Origin of the sequence: Nostoc sp. TCL240-02 (assembly GCF_013343235.1) — a bacterium.
In the GTDB taxonomy this organism is placed as follows: domain Bacteria; phylum Cyanobacteriota; class Cyanobacteriia; order Cyanobacteriales; family Nostocaceae; genus Nostoc.
In genome coordinates this window covers 3,003,308-3,020,465 of record NZ_CP040094.1, presented here as the reverse complement: position 1 = coordinate 3,020,465, position 17,158 = coordinate 3,003,308, and the positions used below count along the sequence as shown (strand labels likewise).

At 41.1% G+C, this 17,158-nt stretch carries 14 protein-coding genes; 10 read left to right on the top strand and 4 right to left on the bottom strand.

The genetic code is table 11. The features are described 5' to 3' along the window. Positions 1 to 115 precede the first annotated feature (115 nt). The 3 genes from FBB35_RS12880 to FBB35_RS12870 all read left to right on the top strand — a co-directional run bounded on the left by FBB35_RS12880 (position 116) and on the right by FBB35_RS12870 (position 3,331). Positions 116 to 1,426, top strand: a complete 1,311-nt coding sequence (locus tag FBB35_RS12880) for an efflux RND transporter periplasmic adaptor subunit (protein WP_174709949.1) — start codon at positions 116 to 118, stop codon at positions 1,424 to 1,426. A gap of 137 nt (positions 1,427 to 1,563) precedes the next feature. Then, entirely contained in the window at positions 1,564 to 2,304 is a 741-nt protein-coding gene (locus tag FBB35_RS12875; RefSeq protein WP_174709948.1) for an SDR family oxidoreductase, read from the top strand. 292 nt (positions 2,305 to 2,596) lie between these two features. Further along, positions 2,597 to 3,331, top strand: a complete 735-nt coding sequence (locus FBB35_RS12870; protein WP_174709947.1) for a rubrerythrin family protein — start codon at positions 2,597 to 2,599, stop codon at positions 3,329 to 3,331. 352 nt (positions 3,332 to 3,683) lie between these two features. Here FBB35_RS12870 and FBB35_RS12865 read toward each other — a convergent pair whose 3' ends face one another. Further along, entirely contained in the window at positions 3,684 to 5,705 is a 2,022-nt protein-coding gene (locus FBB35_RS12865) for a 4-Cys prefix domain-containing protein (protein WP_174709946.1), read from the bottom strand. 233 nt (positions 5,706 to 5,938) lie between these two features. Here FBB35_RS12865 and FBB35_RS12860 point away from each other — a divergent pair, with 233 nt between their 5' ends. The 5 genes from FBB35_RS12860 to FBB35_RS12840 all read left to right on the top strand — a co-directional run bounded on the left by FBB35_RS12860 (position 5,939) and on the right by FBB35_RS12840 (position 13,365). Continuing rightward, positions 5,939 to 6,373, top strand: a complete 435-nt coding sequence (locus FBB35_RS12860; protein WP_174709945.1) for an NfeD family protein — start codon at positions 5,939 to 5,941, stop codon at positions 6,371 to 6,373. A gap of 99 nt (positions 6,374 to 6,472) precedes the next feature. Beyond that, positions 6,473 to 7,480 carry an SPFH domain-containing protein gene (locus FBB35_RS12855; RefSeq protein ID WP_174709944.1) on the top strand — a complete coding sequence of 336 codons (1,008 nt, stop codon included), beginning with the start codon at positions 6,473 to 6,475 and terminating at the stop codon, positions 7,478 to 7,480. 317 nt (positions 7,481 to 7,797) lie between these two features. Continuing rightward, on the top strand, positions 7,798 to 12,276 hold the full coding sequence (locus FBB35_RS12850; protein ID WP_174709943.1) for an NACHT domain-containing protein: 4,479 nt from the start codon (positions 7,798 to 7,800) through the stop codon (positions 12,274 to 12,276). A 164-nt stretch (positions 12,277 to 12,440) separates the two neighbouring features. Further along, complete coding sequence (locus FBB35_RS12845) at positions 12,441 to 12,734, top strand: DUF433 domain-containing protein (protein WP_368041833.1); 294 nt, start codon at positions 12,441 to 12,443, stop codon at positions 12,732 to 12,734. A 61-nt stretch (positions 12,735 to 12,795) separates the two neighbouring features. Beyond that, positions 12,796 to 13,365, top strand: coding sequence for a Uma2 family endonuclease (locus FBB35_RS12840; protein ID WP_174709942.1), 570 nt, complete (start codon positions 12,796 to 12,798; stop codon positions 13,363 to 13,365). 100 nt (positions 13,366 to 13,465) lie between these two features. On the opposite strand, the gene FBB35_RS12835 is transcribed toward FBB35_RS12840, so the two are convergent. Together FBB35_RS12835 and FBB35_RS12830 are read right to left on the bottom strand one after the other, a co-directional pair. Then, positions 13,466 to 13,702 (bottom strand): type II toxin-antitoxin system Phd/YefM family antitoxin, encoded by a 237-nt coding sequence (locus FBB35_RS12835; protein WP_174709941.1) that lies wholly within the window; start codon positions 13,700 to 13,702, stop codon positions 13,466 to 13,468. Positions 13,703 to 13,762: 60 nt separating this feature from the next. After that, a complete protein-coding gene (locus tag FBB35_RS12830) occupies positions 13,763 to 14,167 on the bottom strand; it encodes a Fur family transcriptional regulator (protein WP_174709940.1) in 405 nt (134 codons plus the stop codon). 143 nt (positions 14,168 to 14,310) lie between these two features. Between FBB35_RS12830 and purS the strand changes: the two genes are divergently transcribed. Further along, a complete protein-coding gene (purS, locus tag FBB35_RS12825; protein WP_174709939.1) occupies positions 14,311 to 14,589 on the top strand; it encodes a phosphoribosylformylglycinamidine synthase subunit PurS in 279 nt (92 codons plus the stop codon). Between the two features lie 125 nt (positions 14,590 to 14,714). Continuing rightward, entirely contained in the window at positions 14,715 to 15,389 is a 675-nt protein-coding gene (gene purQ / locus FBB35_RS12820) for a phosphoribosylformylglycinamidine synthase subunit PurQ (protein ID WP_174709938.1), read from the top strand. Between the two features lie 180 nt (positions 15,390 to 15,569). Here the strand turns inward: purQ and FBB35_RS12815 are convergent, their stop codons facing one another. Continuing rightward, positions 15,570 to 17,153 (bottom strand): HlyD family efflux transporter periplasmic adaptor subunit, encoded by a 1,584-nt coding sequence (locus FBB35_RS12815; protein WP_174709937.1) that lies wholly within the window; start codon positions 17,151 to 17,153, stop codon positions 15,570 to 15,572. Positions 17,154 to 17,158: the final 5 nt, after the last annotated feature.

The following is a 17,158-nucleotide window of genomic DNA, read 5'->3' as shown; positions in this document are numbered from 1 at the left end:
TGGATGGGTTAACACATAATTTGCCACAAAACCTCATGCTAAATCAGTAATTTCAATATAAACAGATGAAATTTTGATTGAATTCTAGTTAATTTGTTCCTTATCCTCATAAGCCATGACATCCCCTGAGCCTCAAACTGATTTTGGAGAAAAAGCTCCACAAACCTCATTTGAGCCACCTTCTGGAAAACGGCGGTGGCTTTGGTTATTTTTACCTGCACTACTATTGTTAGGGGGAGGAACAGCTCTAGTTTGGCGTTTGCTCGCTCCGCAAAATTCAACGCCTGCAACTGCTAACGTTCAACCTCAAGGTGTAAGAGTCAAAATATCCACAGTACAAAGCGGCATAATTGAGGAAAGTTCAGATTTTATTGCTAGCCTAAAATCCCAGCGCTCAATCATAATCCAGCCGAGGATTCAGGGTCAAGTTACCCAAATATTTGTGAAATCGGGAGATCCAATTGCCGAAGGAGCGCCAATTATCCAAATAGATCGTACACCACAATCAGCGATCGCTCCTAACAATGCTGCGCCTCAAGCGTTTTTATTGCAACTGGAAAATGCCCGCGCTGTACTGAAATCTCTAGAAGCCCAACGATCATCATACGTTGCGAATGTGCAATTGTATCAGCAAACCTACGAAAAATATTCCGTCCTAGCTGAACAAGGAGCCGTGTCTCGACAGACTCGCAATCAGTTTGCTGATCGGCTTGCCAATGCTAAAACTAGTCTTGATGCAATTGATTCCAGGATTCAAGCTCAAAGATCCAATATATTGCAGGCTGAAAAAACCTTGCAGCAAGCTAATGTAAATAATCAAACACAACAAATCCAGTCTGACAAAATTACCGCTCCCTTTAGTGGCACAGTTGGCAACATGGCTGTGAAAGTAGGTGATTTAGTTAATACTTCCACACAATTAGTTAATCTAACGCAAAATCGGCCTTTAGAATTGAACATCTCTGTGCCACTACAGCAAGGGCCGCAATTGCGTAAGGGAATGCCAGTGGAAGTGATGAATACACAAGGTCAAAAGCTGGGTAGAAGTAGGGTATTTTTTATTGCACCTACTGCTAATAACGAAACACAAGGGATACTGATCAAAGCACTTTTTGACAATCCTAACAGTCAGCTACGTGCAGATCAATTGGTAAGGGCTAGAGTGTTTTGGAATCAGCGCCCCGGAATTTTAATCCCCACAACAGCAATGACTCGTGTAGGTGGCGATACTTTTGTGTATGTAGTTGAAACCGAAACATCTCCCCAAGGTGTATCTCAACAAATAGCTCTACAAAAGCGCGTGAAGCTAGGCGAAATCAAAGATAATAATTACCAAGTTCTTGAAGGATTACAACCAGAAGATAAAGTTATTATCTCAGGGTTGCTCAATCTTAGAGATGGCGCTGCGATCGTTCCAGAATCTTAAATGAACTACCCAGACTTGAACGAATTAGGTCTGGGTTTTTACATCCAGACTAGTAGATATCGCTAAATTTAACCTTGGTATAGTACTTTAACAGCAGATAATCACTTTGTTGATCCAAAATAAAACTAGATTAATCTATGTCATCAATAGCGGGGAAAGTTGCAATTATCACTGGTGCATCGCGGGGAATTGGACGTGCGATCGCACTAAAATTAGCTGGTAACGGTGCATCTATTGTCGTCAACTATGCGGGTAATGCAGGCAAAGCACAAGAAGTTGTTGCAGAAATTGAAAAGTTGGGAGTAGAAGCGATCGCTATTCAAGCTGATATTAGCAAAGTAGCGGACATTCAACGGCTCTTTGAGCAAACACTTGAACGTTTTGGTAAAGTCGATATTTTGGTCAACAATGCCGGAATCGCCTTCTATAAACCGATTACTGAGGTGACAGAAGAAGATTTCGATGCGATTTTTGCCATTAACGTCAAAGGTACTTATTTTGCTTGCCAACAAGCCGCGCAACACTTGGCAGAAGGCGGACGGATTATCAACTTTTCGTCATCAACTACAGTGATGATGCTGCCAACTTATAGTGCTTATGTCGCAACTAAGGGTGCTGTTGAACAAATCACACGGGTACTAGCTAAAGAATTGGGTGCAAAAGCGATCGCAGTTAATGTTATTTCTCCTGGCCCCACCGATACAGAACTCTTTCGAGAAGGTAAAACCCAAGAACAGATAGATCGTTTGGCTCAAATGGCTGCTTTTGGCAAACTGGGAGATGTGCAAGAAATCGCCGATGTCGTAGCGTTTCTCGCTAGCGATGAAGCCAGATGGATCACTGGGCAAAATATCCGTGTAAACGGTGGAATCGCATAAGGCGATCTAACCTTTCTTCATAAACGCACCATATTCCCCGTTTCAAAACCTCAGCCAGTAAATGGGCATTACCAGTACTGTTAGAGTAGCCGAAAATCAGACTGTTACTTCCATTCATTCGAGCTTTTTGCTGGAATATAATTGTCCAAGTGCAGCTAACAAAACGGATTGCGAAATCTGGGCTGAAAAAGTTTGTATAGACTGTTTCTAGCTTATACAAATAACGGCTCATCTATCCGGTTGTAGAGTCTGTGTTTTCGTACTAAATATCACTTCCCTGTCATCCAAAATTATGGATTTGTCCAACTTTACTACACTTCAAAACTTAGAAGCTGCCTTCGGTGGTGAATCGATGGCAAATCGCAAGTATCTGTTTTTTGCTGAGGTAGCGCGTCAACTTGGGTTTTCAGACTTGGCAAAACTTTTTAAAGAAACAGCAGACCAAGAAACTGAACACGCTTTTGCACATTTTAAGTTGCTGCATCCAGAACTAGTGGTAGAAAATGCGGCTGCTTTAACTGATGAACAAAAGCGGGAAATTATATCTCGCTGTTTATCTTTGGCAATTGAAGGCGAGACTTATGAATATACTACAATGTATCCAGAGTTTGCCGCCGATGCTCAACGCGATGCCTACGGCGGGCAGAGCCAACGCGACAATCCTGCGGCTGAAGAATTTCTCAAGCAAGTTCAAGAATCTACCGATCATGCCAACACATTTCGAGAAGCTGCACACCGTTTTGGCTTGTTAAAATTCATCGAAAATTACCACGCCGATCGCTACACTGAAGCTTTAGAAGTATTAAACGGAGGACAAACAGCAACCAGAGTTGCAGGTGAAGATCCTAAAACTAGGAAATGGATTTGTAGACAATGCAGTATGATTTACGATCCCGTTGCTGGCGATCCTGATTCAGGAATTGCACCTGGTACGCCTTTTGAAGAAATTCCTGATGATTGGGAATGTCCGATTTGCGGTGCTAGCAAAAAAACTTTTAAGCCATTTGAGGAAAAAGTTGCAGCTTAGGACGCAATTAATTAGGCACTCTTTTTAGCAAATAAACGCGAAGCTTCTTAAGGATACTTCGCGTTTTCAATTATTTATCGCAACAGAATTCAGGAGTCAGAATGGGCTAAACGCCCCGCTAGCGATAACAAAATGGATTGTGACTGCAAAAGCGGATAGTGCAACGCTTACGAGTATCTTGATTTTGACTCATTAATTCTGACTTTTGAATTCTTCTTCAAGCACAGGGTAGTATCATGAATTCACCAAAAGATAAAAGAGGAAACCGTTGTGTTTTCTGTGACTATCTGAAGAGCAATGCTAATTCGTGATCAAGATTTGAGTAAACATTTATTATTCTCAAATAAGTAAGTTAATTACCAGGTGGACACAATTGCTGCACTTTTTGAGGAAGTTTTCGACACATTTGCTGGAATCCTTGAGGATTAATTTGCCACCAAGCAAATAATCCTAAACTTGTACCCCCTATAAGCAACGCAAACATTCCCCCCAGCATTACCAAGCGTTTACCCCGATTAGGTTTTGTAATTAAGGTTGGTGGAATTTCTGGGCTTGTAACTGATTCCTCTGAAGTATCTAAATCTAGATCCAAATCTAGATCCAAATCTAGCAAAGTTTGCGAACTTTCTGTGAAGGAAATTAATTCCTCTTGTTCCTCTTGTTCCTCTTGTTCCTCTTGTTCCTCTAATTCCTCTTGTTCTTCTTGTATCTGTGCTTCTATGATCTCTTCTGGCAACGCCGCCGGAGTCACAGGTACTAAGTATTCGGGAGAAACACGGCAAAAAGTGAGAACAACTGACGTATTATCACGCCCATTTTTTTCGTTTGCCAAGTTAATCCAGTTGCGGACAGCATCTTCAACTGTCATCTGGCCTTTTAATACGGGTATTGCATAATCTTGCCAATATTGTTCCACCCTGTTATTATCACTTAAACCATCAGAACACAGTAGTAATATGCCATCTTCTTCCACAATAAATCGCTGAATCTTAAGACGTAAAGATTCTGCATTTCTTGTCCCCAACGCTTGAGTTAAGGCAGTAGCATCTGTTTTTATTAATGCTTTTCGATACAAACTTTTGGCAAAGCGGACTTCTCGCGTCGCCACATCATCATCTACTGTGAGTAGCTGACAATAGTTGCGAGTAATCCAATAAGCACGGCTATCGCCAACATTAGCCAAGTAAAGTTCATGGGTATTATTTGATTGCCACCCAGTACTTGTCTGTACTCGTTGTGGAACTTGCAACGCCATAACAATGGTTGTAGCCATCCGTTCTTTACCTTGGCGTTTTTGTTCGTTATTGCGGGCACAAATCACATTATTTACCACCCGTAAGCTTGCTTCTAATTGTTCTTGCAACAATTCTGGTGACACAAATACAGTTTGTTCTGTTACCTCTGCTAGTAAGGCGCGAATTTGCAACTTTACAGACTGCACTGCCAATTTACTGGCAACTTCGCCGCCTTCGTGCCCGCCAATGCCATCGCAGACAATTGACAAGTGGGAGAATAAAGGCTCATCTAAGTCATTCAAAGTATTCGGGTAGCAAGCATCTTCATTTTGCGCCATAATCGGGCCAATATCTGTAGAGCCTGCCACCTTCAAAACTAGTGGTAATTCTGCCGCAGATGCTAGTAATAAACCATTTAGTTGAGTAGCAACATCATCCAACTCAATTTCCGTTTCACACATCTCCTGGACTATGTTCTGCAACCCTTTAGCTACTGATGTCTTTGCAGAAGCTACCCAAAATTGCCAACACTCCCCCAGATTTTTTAAACTCAGCTTCTCATCTTCTGATGTTTGGTAGAGTTCCAACAGTCGCACACACCAACCTTGGACTCTCAAGTTGTCTACTACCAGTAAACTGCGGCTAAGTCCTAATTCTGATAAAGGTGTCCAAAGTTGGAGAATTTGCCACAGCCAATAAACTTGTCGTACCGCAGTTGCTTGCTCCCAAGCCTCAACAATAGTTGGATAGATATTTCCTCTATCATCTATCGGCACATTTTCCAACAAGAAGATATCAGTTGTATCTTCCTCACCATTACTAGCAAACCCATAAGCTTGGGGCAGATGTAACCGTTCTTGATATAACCGTAAATAAGGAATTACTTCCTTCGGTAATTCTTCAGGGACATCTGGTGGTAGTCCTGGTTGAGTATCCAGCCAAATCTGGCGAGTAATTACTCCATATCTGTCTGCTACTTTTGTGCCTGGTGTAATTTGAGCAGACAATGAGCCAGTAGCCCAAAGATAACGGTGAACCAAGGGAGTGTGGCAACTTGCACAAACACGATCTCCAATAGGATTAATGGGGCTATTACAGCCTGGATTTATACAATAAATTGTCAGTTGAGTAGAAATCATAAAAGTATAGATTTAAAAAACCAATCAACTCATGAATTTCGATTACATTTAGCTGGCAATGGCTTGAAGGCTAGAATAGACTGGATTCGTGTACCGCTAGCTACACCTGGTTACTGAAAGTAATCAAAATTATTGGTAAAAAGACCAAGTTTTGCTTTCTGTAAATAACTTACGTCTGGCTGTATCTAATCGTAGAAATGGATTTACGTCAATGTAGAGTCTAGGATGGCACTATGCCAAGTTTGACCTTAATCTGGCTTCTGGCGGGAGCAGTTTTGTGTCTCATGGAACTGTTCTTACCATCGGCGTTTGTCGCCTTCATGATGGGAATTAGCGCTTTTGTGGTGGCGCTGCTGTCTGGAGTGGGTTTGGGAAATGTATGGTTGCAAGTTGTAGTTTGGCTATTACTTTCCACATTCCTAATCGTGCTTTCTCGTCGGTTTTTGCAACCACGACGACGCAAATCGAAAATTCAGGATGCTGTCATAGCTGAAACCTTAACAGAAATTCTGCCTGGGAAAACAGGGCGGGTGTTGTATGAGGGAAATTCCTGGCAAGCACGATGTGACGATGACAAATTTACCGTAGCACCCCATCAAAGAGTTTATGTGGTTAGGAGAGAGGGTACTACTTTGATTGTGATACCAGAAAATTTGTTGAATTCTTAGTTATTGGGAATGGGGAATTGGTTATTTTCTTTATTTCCCCATCTCGTCCATTTCCTACTTTTTTTGACATTTAATACTTAAAAAATCAGGAGATTCACAATGGAACAGTTTTTTTTGCTCGTACTTTTAGCCCTTGGTGGTTCTGCCGTCGCGGGATCTGTGAAAGTCGTCAATCAGGGCAATGAAGCTTTGGTGGAAAGATTGGGTAGTTATAACAAAAAACTGGAACCAGGACTAAACATGATCTTTCCTTTCATAGATAAAATTGTCTACAAAGAAACTATCCGCGAAAAAGTCTTAGATATTCCTCCACAACAGTGTATCACCCGCGACAATGTTGGCATTGAGGTAGATGCAGTGTTTTACTGGCGCATCGTGGATATGGAAAAAGCCTGGTACAAGGTAGAAAATCTCCAGGCTGCAATGATAAATATGGTGCTAACTCAAATTCGCGCTGAAATGGGGCAACTGGAGTTGGATCAAACTTTTACTGCTCGTTCTCACATTAGTGAACTTTTGCTACGGGATTTGGACGTTGCTACCGATCCTTGGGGAGTGAAAGTTACACGGGTAGAACTGCGAGATATTATTCCATCTCAGGCAGTGCGAGAATCGATGGAATTGCAAATGTCGGCAGAACGACGCAAACGGGCAGCAATTTTAACTTCTGAGGGCGATCGCGAAGCTGCTGTCAATAGTGCCAGAGGTAAAGCTGACGCGCAACTCTTAGATGCGGAAGCTCGTCAAAAATCGGTAATTTTGCAGGCTGAAGCTGAACAAAAGGCGATCGTTTTGAAGGCTCAAGCGGAACGTCAGCAGCAAGTTTTGAAAGCGCAGGCGATCGCAGAATCAGCAGAAGTTATTTCCCAAAAGCTCCAAACTAATCCCAATGCTAATAAAGCAATAGAAGTTCTGTTTGCTTTAGGCTATCTCGATATGGGCGCGACAATTGGTAAAAGCGATAGCAGCAAAGTGATTTTTATAGATCCGCGCTCAATTCCCGCCGCCTTAGAGGGTATACGTTCTGTTGTTTCAGATGGTCAGGTTAACCCTAACGAATTGTTTTCCAAGCAAATCCCAGGATTAGAAAATAACCGCTCTAGTTAAGGAATAAGAATTAAATAACATACAATTTATTTCTCTGGTTTACCTCATCCTCAATCCCTCTCCTTATAAAGGATAGGGAACCTAGAGACAGTATGAAGCTTTGTATTTTATTCCTAAGCGGTAGAAGCTGGAAAGGAGATGAGGGTGACAAATTTCTTTCTTGTCTCTTCATCTCTTGCCAATGACAAATACAACTCTTGGAGAGGTTGCGCCCTAAGCGTAGCTATGCAGCAGGCTTTACGGCTTCTCTACGAGACGCTAGGCGTTAGCGAAGCTTTCGCTTTAGCGATACGCTCAGTAAAAGTGACAAATGACTAATGATAATTAACCCAGAACAGGTCATCAACGCTATTATTGCGATCGCTAATCCTTTAATTAAGGAAAAAATTCGGCGCAATGAAACTGTAATTAAATTACTTCAGCAGTTTAACCTCGACCCAGAGCATCCACCAGCAGATTTTAGTGGGGTTTATGCATACACACTGGTAGAGTACGGTGTTGGGAAACCTAAGCCTGTTTTAGAACTTTTTCGCCAAGAAGCAATAAAACAGGCTTTCCGCAAAGCATTTGACCATAATAACCCCTCAATTTTGCTTTCTGAGGTTGATGCTTGGCTTGATGCATACTCGTTGGGTGATGACATTAAAAGTTTGGGAGTTGACATTAGACGGGAAATTGCTGCGTTTTATATTGTTTTTGCGGAAGTTGCTAAACGTACTCGCAACCCAGCAGATACACTGATGAGTCAGCAAATTGGCTCTTTACAAAAACGCATTGTAAATATCCAAGAACTACTTGACAGGTTGCCGACACTGGAAGGTATTCGTATAGAGATGGCGCGGTTGGCTGCACAGAATTATCCTGCACTGCTGGAGGCTGAAACATCTACCGAAAATAAATGTCGAGCTATAGCCTTGGCTCAACAAATGCGCGGTTGGTTTGAAACCTTGAACTATCGCTTTGAAAAATATGAAATTTGGGGCGATTCATATTTTGAGTGGATTATCAATGTCCCAACCCGGCGTAACCGATATGACCGCATCCTCATCCGGGGAATTGAGGGCGAAGTTGGACTCAAAGATGTAGCAGTTTTGCGTTCTTCTGTGAAACAGCAGAGAACTGATGAAGGTTGGTTAGTAACAGCCAGAAGGATTGCACGCGCGGCGCGAAATGAGGTAGAAAAGGAGGAAAATCGCCACTTAGGTTGTTATACTTTTGACGAACTCATTGACCAAGATGCTGATTTTAGCGATTATCTCGATTGGTTAGAAGCAGAAATCATTCGGCGGCAAATAGATATAAAATACGTTCCTTTAGCTTGCACAAAAGAGGAAATTGACCCCGATACTAAACAGCGTATTGGCATCAGTCACTATAGCGATCGCGATGGTTGGATTGATGGTTATATTGATATGTGGTTGGACGATCCCGCCAAAGAGCATATTTCTATACTAGGAGAATTTGGTACGGGGAAAACTTGGTTTGCCTTCCATTATGCTTGGGTGGCATTACAACGTTACCGAGATGCCCAAAAACGTGGTGTTGAACGTCCCCGTTTGCCTTTGGTAATTACGCTGCGAGATTTTGCCAAGGCGATAAATGTCGAGAACGTTTTGGCAGGGTTCTTTTTTACACAACATAATATTCGTCTAACTAGCGAAGTCTTTGACCAGTTGAACCAGATGGGCAAATTGCTGCTAATTTTCGATGGTTTTGACGAAATGGCAGCAAAAGTTGACCGTCAGCAGATGATTAATAACTTTTGGGAACTGGCTAAAGTTGTAGTTCCCGGTGCAAAAGTTATTTTGACTTGTCGCACCGAACATTTTCCCGAAGCTAAGGAAGGACGCGCTTTACTCAATGCCGAGTTGCAAGCTTCTACCAAGCAACTGACAGGGGAAACACCACAGTTTGAAGTGCTGGAACTGGAGAAATTTAACGACGACCAAATTCGACTGGTATTGTCGCATCAAACGGAAGCTGCAACGGTTGAACAAGTGATGGGAAATCCGCAATTATTGGATTTAGCCCGTCGTCCGGTGATGACAGAGTTAATTTTGGAAGCTTTGCCAGATATTGAGGCGGGTAAACCTGTGGATATGTCGCGGGTTTACTTGTACGCGGTGCGACGGAAAATGGAACGGGATATTAAGAGCGATCGCACGTTTACATCTTTGGCAGAAAAGCTATACTTTTTGTGCGAACTTTCTTGGGAAATGCTGTCTACAGACCAAATGAGCCTCAATTATCGGCTTTTCCCTGACAGAATTCGGCGATTATTTGGTTCAGTAGTACAAGAAGAGAAGGATTTAGACCACTGGCATTACGACATGATGGGGCAAACAATGCTCATCCGCAATGCTGATGGTGATTATACTCCAGCGCATCGCTCACTGTTAGAATTTTTTGTAGCGTATAAATTTGTAGCAGAGTTGGGAGCGTTAGCTAGTGATTTTACGGATTTAGCGCGGGTGCGATTCCAGATAAATCATGATGCTGCACCTGTTGATTATAGTTGGTCTGCTTATTTCAGTTGTCAGGTAGATGCAGCTGAAGAGATTCTGCCAACTCCAGCATTAAAGGGATTTATAAGTGAATCGTTAGAAAAATTGAGGGTGACTTTTGGTAAAGCACCTTTAACAAAAGCTGTGATGGATTTGTTAGTGGGGATGGTTGATGTTGAGGTTAAGGAGTCGGTAACTAAGATTATTGAGGGAACGCGGGGAAAAAGTGAGGATGAGGTTGGTTATGTTGGGGGGAATGCAGCGACAGTCTTAGTGAAGGTGGATAGGACAGCGTTAGAAGGTAAAGATTTAAGTGGTACGGTGATTAAGGGGGCTGATTTTAGTAGCGTGAGTTTGCGAGGTCTTACACTCACTAAAGCAAGTTTAAATGAAAGTTTTTTTACCGAAGCCTTGGGAAGAGTTTTAACAGTAGCATTTAGCCCTGATGGTAAGTTATTTGCTACAGGAGAAGCAAATTGTTCAATTCGCTTGTGGCAAGTTGAAAATAGTGAGCATATTTCAACATTGCAAGATCATACAGATTGGGTACGTTCAGTAGCTATTAGTAATGATGGCAAATTTCTAATTAGTGGTAGTGATGATAAAACTGTAAAAATCTGGGACATAAGTAAAGGTAAATGCTTAAGAACATTACAAGGACATACCAGTCGAGTTTACTCTGTAGCAATTACCTCTGATGCTTCAATCGTGGTTAGTGGTAGCAGTGATAAAACACTAAAAGTTTGGAATCCACATACAGGAGAATGTTTAAGAACTCTACAAGGGCATTCAGCAACAGTTTATTCAGTTGCAATTTATTCTGATAGTTCAATAGTAGCAAGTGGTAGTTGGGATGAAACAATAAAATTATGGAACTTTCAAACAAGTGAATGCTTAAAAACTTGGCATGGACACACAGGTCGGATATTATCTGTGGCAATCACCTCTAATGGAAGAAAACTTATTAGTGGTGGCGATGACACAATAATTAAGCTGTGGAACATTAATACAGGAGAATGTGAGAAAATTTTCCAAGGGCATACTAATAAAATACTATCAATAACCTTTAGCTCTGATGATAAAACTATAGTTAGTAGTAGCGTTGACCAAACGGTAAAGATTTGGAATATCAATACAAAAGAATGCCTAAAAATATTACAAGGACATCAAAATTCTATTTGGGCAGTAGATATCACTAATAACACTATAGTTAGTGCTAGTAGTGATTCAACAATAAAACTCTGGGATACGTCCACAGGAGAATGTCTTAACACTATATATGGATATACCAGTATGGTTTATTCCGTATGTTTAAGTGCAGATAATAGAATTTTAGCTAGTAGTGGAGATGATGGTCAAATAAAAATTTGGGATGTCAAAACTGGAAACTATCTCAGAAGTTTGCAAGGACATAAGAGTCGAGTGTGGTCAGTAGCAATTAACTCTGAATGTACCCTGTTAGCTAGCGGTGGTGGTGACAACACGGTCATGATCTGGGATATTCATACAGGAAAGTGCTGGACTATTATGGGCGAACAAAAAGGACAATATAATAGTTCAGTATATTCAGTAGCTATCAGCCCTGATAGTAGATTTGTAGCTGCTGCTACTGGGGAGAGTACAGTAAAACTATGGAATATTCTTACTAGTGAATGTATTCATAATCTACAGGGTCATACAGGTCGATTATGGTCAGTGGCAATTAGTTATGATAATGCAGTTCTAGCTAGTTGCAGTGATGATCAAACAGTCAGGTTGTGGGATATACATACAGGGGAATGTCTTAGTATTCTGCAAGCACATGACAGTTCTGTCAATTCTGTATTATTTAGCCTTGATGGTAAAACTTTATTTAGTAGCAGTGACGACCAAACAATCAAAATATGGGATATCGAGAGCAGGAAGTGCTTGAAGACATTACAAGGGCATACTAATCGAGTGTTATCAATGGCTATTGTTAACGACTTAGTTATAGTTAGTAGCAGTTCTGACCAAACTATTAAACTCTGGGATATCTACACAGGAGAATGTTTAAAAACTCTCCAAGGACATAGTAATTCAGTTTGGTCAGTTACAGTTAGTAATGATGGCGCAACCATAATAAGTGGTAGTTGGGATGAAACAATTAAGTTTTGGGATGTTCAGTCGGGTAATTGTTTCAAGACACTTGACAATAAGCCTTATGCTGGCATGAATATCACAGATATTAAAGGCTTAACCTTAGCTCAAATTGCCACTCTCAAAACGTTAGGTGCATTGGAAGATAGAGAACAAATTTTAGGCGATACCTGACGGTAAGCTAGCGTGATGTCTACGACGAGCTATTCGGCGTTGCCCTCGTTGCCCTTGTCTAGTAAATTGTCAAACCCAGTTAAAATATACTTAATCCTAGATAGTTTCCAATAACAGCCCAAAGGTTAGAAACACAGTTACTATCCCTAACACCAGCCCAAAAAGTGGAAGCAATTCGCATCTTAACCCAAGGTATTAGTAGCAACAATGATGGAATTACCAAAACCCCTGGTGTAATGGGTGCTGATGCTTGTATTGCCGGAACACGCATTCCTGTTTGGTTGTTGGTAAGTTATCAACGACAAGGTGCTAAAGATGCTGATATTCTAGATCAATATCCTCAACTTAGCGCAGCTAACTTGGTAACAGTATGGCTTTATGCTGAAGCATTCCCTGACCAAATTGATACTGCTATTCACGAACAAGAACAAGCTGATGCAATTTTAGATGCTTCTTAAAATATCCTGTTGATATATGGCAAGGTTGTTAGCATAATCAAGTTTTAATAAGTTAAAAATTATGACCTTATCTATTCAGCCAACCACAGTAATAAGTGTAGAAGAGTTCTTAAAACTACCAGAGACAAAGCCAGCAAGCGAGTATTTTAACGGGCAAATATACCAAAAACCTATGCCACAAGGAGAACACAGTACTTTACAAATTGAATTAGCTTCTGCCATAAATCAAGTTGCAAAACTACAAAAATTAGCTTATGCCTTTCCTGAATTACGCTGTACATTTCAAGGCCGTTCAATAGTGCCAGATATTGCAGTTTTTGAATGGCAAAGAATTCCATTGCTCCCTAATGGAAAAATTACAAATAAATTTGAAATTCCCCCAGATTGGATAATCGAAATTCTCTCACCAGAACAATCCCCTAACCGAGTTATCAGCAAAATTATATTTTCTATTCAAAATGGAGCAAAGCTAGGCTGGTTGCTCGATTCAGCTGATGAGTCAATCATGATTTTTGAACCAAAAAAATTACCAGAATTAAAAGAAAAGCAAGATATTTTACCCGTTTTAAATGTTTTAGAAAATTGGCAATTAACAGTTGCAGATGTATTTAGTTGGTTAAGTTTTGTTTGAATCAAACCTACTTCAGTTTCATTGAGTAGTAATTGTTCAACTGCATCGCTTAAAGCTTCTCTCCAATACAAAGGAGCGATAACGCTTGTATCTAAATAAATCAATGACGTTCCTCTGTACGCGCATTGATGACAGTTGCGCTCAATGATTCACCCTTAATCGTAAGAGAATCACGAAATTGTTTTATACTTGCTAATCGTTCTTTCTTTTGTAGCGGAGGAAATAAACGAGCTACAGCCTTATCTTGCTCTAGCAAAATTACTTCTTCTCCCCTAGCTACTCGTTCTAAGAGAGATTTTAAATTTATAGCTGCTTCTTCAACGCTAATTCTCAACACTTCATTACTCCTCTAGTTAGGCTTAACCAGTCCGCGTGCAGAAAACATAAGATTGGGTGACTACTGACCAATCTCAGTAGCTTGATTTACCTGGCATTGACTGCACAACCCAAAAAACTCTAGGGTGTGGTAAAAAACTTTAAACTTATGGCTGGTTTCTAACTGGTCTTCTAAGTCATGGACGGGGCATTGATGAATCGGAATTGAGACACCGCATTGCAAGCAAGTAAGGTGATGTTTATCTTGCTGGGCTAGGCTGTAGAGGGCTTCACCATTAGCTAAATTCCGCACTTGTACCATGCCTTCGAGTTTTAAGGCTTCTAAAGAGCGGTAAACCGTTGCTAAACCCATACTCTGATTTGTATTACGTAGTTCCACGTAAATATCCTGGGCTGAAATACCTTTTTTGATGGTTTTCAGTAAGTTGAAAATACGCTCTTGACTGCGGGTGCGTATAGCTCTCATAGACAATTATTTAAATATGCCACTGTAGTTGAAGCTGTTAGATGGGTTAATCGATCAATTAACTTTAACCGCTTCGTAATCTTATTTTCACTCAGTTGGAACAGAAAGTTATAGTATAGCGATCGCAGCATTCAGCAAAAGCCGTGCAAACCAAGTATCTAGCCAAAATTTTTGTGACGCTTCGTCCTTCAGTCTTAGACCCTGCTGGTGTGGCTGTACAATCCGGTCTTCAGCAACTGGGATACGATAACGTTGAACAGGTGCGGATTGGTAAGTACATTGAACTCACCATCACCTCGACTGAGGAAAAGAAAGCTCGTCAAGACCTTGATCGCATTTGTGACCAAATGCTAGCAAATCCCGTAATTGAAAATTACCGCTTTGAGTTGATTGAGGTCGAAACCCAAACGGGAGTCTTTTAGGGATTGGGGATGGAGAAGAGACAGAGGGAAGGATGCAGAGGAGAGGAATTTCCCTTCCCCTTCCCCCTTCCCCTTCCCCTTCCCCCTTCCCCTTCCCCCTGCCCCCTTCCCCCCATTCCCTAATCATGAAATTTGGTGTTGTTGTTTTTCCAGGTTCTAATTGCGATCGCGATGTTGCTTATGTAACTAGAGATTTGCTTTTACAACCAACTCGCATGGTTTGGCATCAAGAAACAGACATTGCTGATTTGGATGTCGTCATCATCCCTGGTGGCTTTAGTTACGGAGATTATCTGCGCTGCGGTGCGATCGCACGTTTTTCACCCGTGATGCAACAGGTTGTTGAACATACTCAAAAGGGTAAATTTGTCATTGGTATTTGCAATGGTTTTCAGGTATTAACTGAAGCTAAACTTTTGCCAGGGATGTTAACCAGAAACCGGGATTTGCATTTTATTTGCGATCGCGTCCCCTTGAAAGTTGAGCGTACCAATCTCTCATGGACGCAAGCCTATACCAATAGTGAAGTTATCACTTTGCCCATTGCCCACGGAGAGGGACGATTCTACGCGGATGAAGCTACTCTCGCAGAAATTGAAGATAACGGGCAAGTTGTGTTTCGTTATGAAGGCGAGAATCCCAATGGTTCATTGAACAACATTGCTGGGATTTGCAATCGTCAGGGCAATGTCTTGGGGATGATGCCACACCCAGAAAGGGCATCTGACACGATGCTAGGCAATAGCGATGGCTTAAGGCTCTTTCAGGGCTTGTTAGAGAAGGTAGCCGCATTAGCGTAGAGCAAATATGGGGCGACTAGGTTGAGCGATTGCCCTCTGAAAGAAGATTATTCTCCAGATAGCGATCGCTCTATCACATCAAGTTTTAGAATTTGCATCACGAAACAGTCCATCGTAAACATTACTTCTACAAATTAACGCGAGAAGCAGTATTTTCCCTGCCCCTGCCCCCTGCCTTCTTCAACGTACCTCTTTAAGAGTATCAATTTGCTTGGTAAACAACTCAGTAAATAAACTAAGCACAGTCCGTTCTTCGCGTACTTTTATATTGGCACTGATTGACATACCTGATTGCAATGTGACGCTTTTACCCTTAATTACTAAAGATTGTTTATCCAATGAAATTTTTGCCGGAAATCTATAAAACTGATGTGTTTGGTCTGGTGGTAATGCGTCTGACCCTATCCCAATAACTTCCCCTTTGATATCACCAAATTCGCTGTAAGGAAAGGAGTCAATTCTCACATCTACTTTCATGCCTTTTCGCACAAAACCGATATCTTTGTTAGTGATGAAAACTTCAGCTATATAGTTTTCCTTTGGGACAATTTGCAGCATTTTTGTAGTCGGATTCGCTACAAATCCAGGGTTTTTTGCTTGTAAATCGAAAACTGTTCCAGCTACAGGCGCACGAAGTTCTTGATACTTAACGTTTAACTGCGTTTGAGAGATTTTACTATTGACATCTGCCAAACGCTGTTCATTATCTAGAATAACTTTCATGAATTGGCTATCAATTGCAGCAATACGCTGTTTGTTATCAGCTATCTTATCCAAAACGTTTTTATCAGAAACAGCCACCGTATTGCTTAATTCTTGTTGACCCTTTTCTATATCAAACTGGAGGCGTTTTTCTTCCTCACCTAGTTGTGCTACTTCCGCCGTGCGGTTTTGTACTTCTTGTTGCTGGTTGAGATACTGAAGTTGAGAAATTCCACCTTCTTCTGATAATATTTTCAGTTTATCTAAAATACCCTGTTGAATGGCTAAACTTGCTTTACTATCTTCCAGCTTAAATTTATTTTGAGCTAGTTGTTTTTTGATTTTCTCTACTTCTAATTGCGCCGCAGCAGAACGAGAATCTAATTCTTTTTTGGCAACTCGGAGACGTTGCTGCTCATCAATTCCTAAAGTAGAATCTCGTCCAGAGTTTCTTAATTGAGTCCGTAATAAGTCATTCTCTTCTACTAACGCTACCCGACTTTTCAGCAGAAAAGCAGTTTCTTGTGGCAAATTACCGCGCAAATATAACAGTTCAGATCCCCCGGCAGTAGTTGCCCCCATTAATCGGCGATAAATTTGATTTTCTTTGATTAATGCAACACGAATTTTATTCAAAGAATTTAATTCGGCAACACTGGCTATGGAATCAAAAGTCAGCAATAAATCTCCTGGCTTTACCTCTTGTCCATCTTTAACATTAACTGTTTTCACAACTCCACTAACAGGAGCCTGAACTTCTTTGACTGTTCCTTGCGGCTTTAATTGACCTGTTGCTGGCACTACTTGCTCAATTTTCGCAAAATAAGCCCAACCAATTCCAAAGCAGGCTAACCCCATAAGAGTAACCATAATTGTCCGCGACCAAACTGGAGATTGGCGCAAGACAACTGATTGCTCAAATTCCTGACTACTTGAGTTAATTAAAGATTCTTGAGCAGCTTTTTGTTGTTTTGTAAGTACCGGTGAATCTTGCTTAACTCCATTTTTCTGATTACCGTTTTTCTGATTGCCGTTGTGCTGATTCCCATTAAGTTGAGTCATAACGA

Coding starts and splice junctions, on each gene's coding strand:
- FBB35_RS12880 (WP_174709949.1), top strand. CDS start 116: ATGACATCCCCTGAGCCTCAAACTGATTTTGGAGAAAAAGCTCCACAA.
- FBB35_RS12875 (WP_174709948.1), top strand. CDS start 1,564: ATGTCATCAATAGCGGGGAAAGTTGCAATTATCACTGGTGCATCGCGG.
- FBB35_RS12870 (WP_174709947.1), top strand. CDS start 2,597: ATGGATTTGTCCAACTTTACTACACTTCAAAACTTAGAAGCTGCCTTC.
- FBB35_RS12865 (WP_174709946.1), bottom strand. CDS start 5,705: ATGATTTCTACTCAACTGACAATTTATTGTATAAATCCAGGCTGTAAT.
- FBB35_RS12860 (WP_174709945.1), top strand. CDS start 5,939: ATGCCAAGTTTGACCTTAATCTGGCTTCTGGCGGGAGCAGTTTTGTGT.
- FBB35_RS12855 (WP_174709944.1), top strand. CDS start 6,473: ATGGAACAGTTTTTTTTGCTCGTACTTTTAGCCCTTGGTGGTTCTGCC.
- FBB35_RS12850 (WP_174709943.1), top strand. CDS start 7,798: ATGATAATTAACCCAGAACAGGTCATCAACGCTATTATTGCGATCGCT.
- FBB35_RS12840 (WP_174709942.1), top strand. CDS start 12,796: ATGACCTTATCTATTCAGCCAACCACAGTAATAAGTGTAGAAGAGTTC.
- FBB35_RS12830 (WP_174709940.1), bottom strand. CDS start 14,167: ATGAGAGCTATACGCACCCGCAGTCAAGAGCGTATTTTCAACTTACTG.
- purQ (WP_174709938.1), top strand. CDS start 14,715: ATGAAATTTGGTGTTGTTGTTTTTCCAGGTTCTAATTGCGATCGCGAT.
- FBB35_RS12815 (WP_174709937.1), bottom strand. CDS start 17,153: ATGACTCAACTTAATGGGAATCAGCACAACGGCAATCAGAAAAACGGT.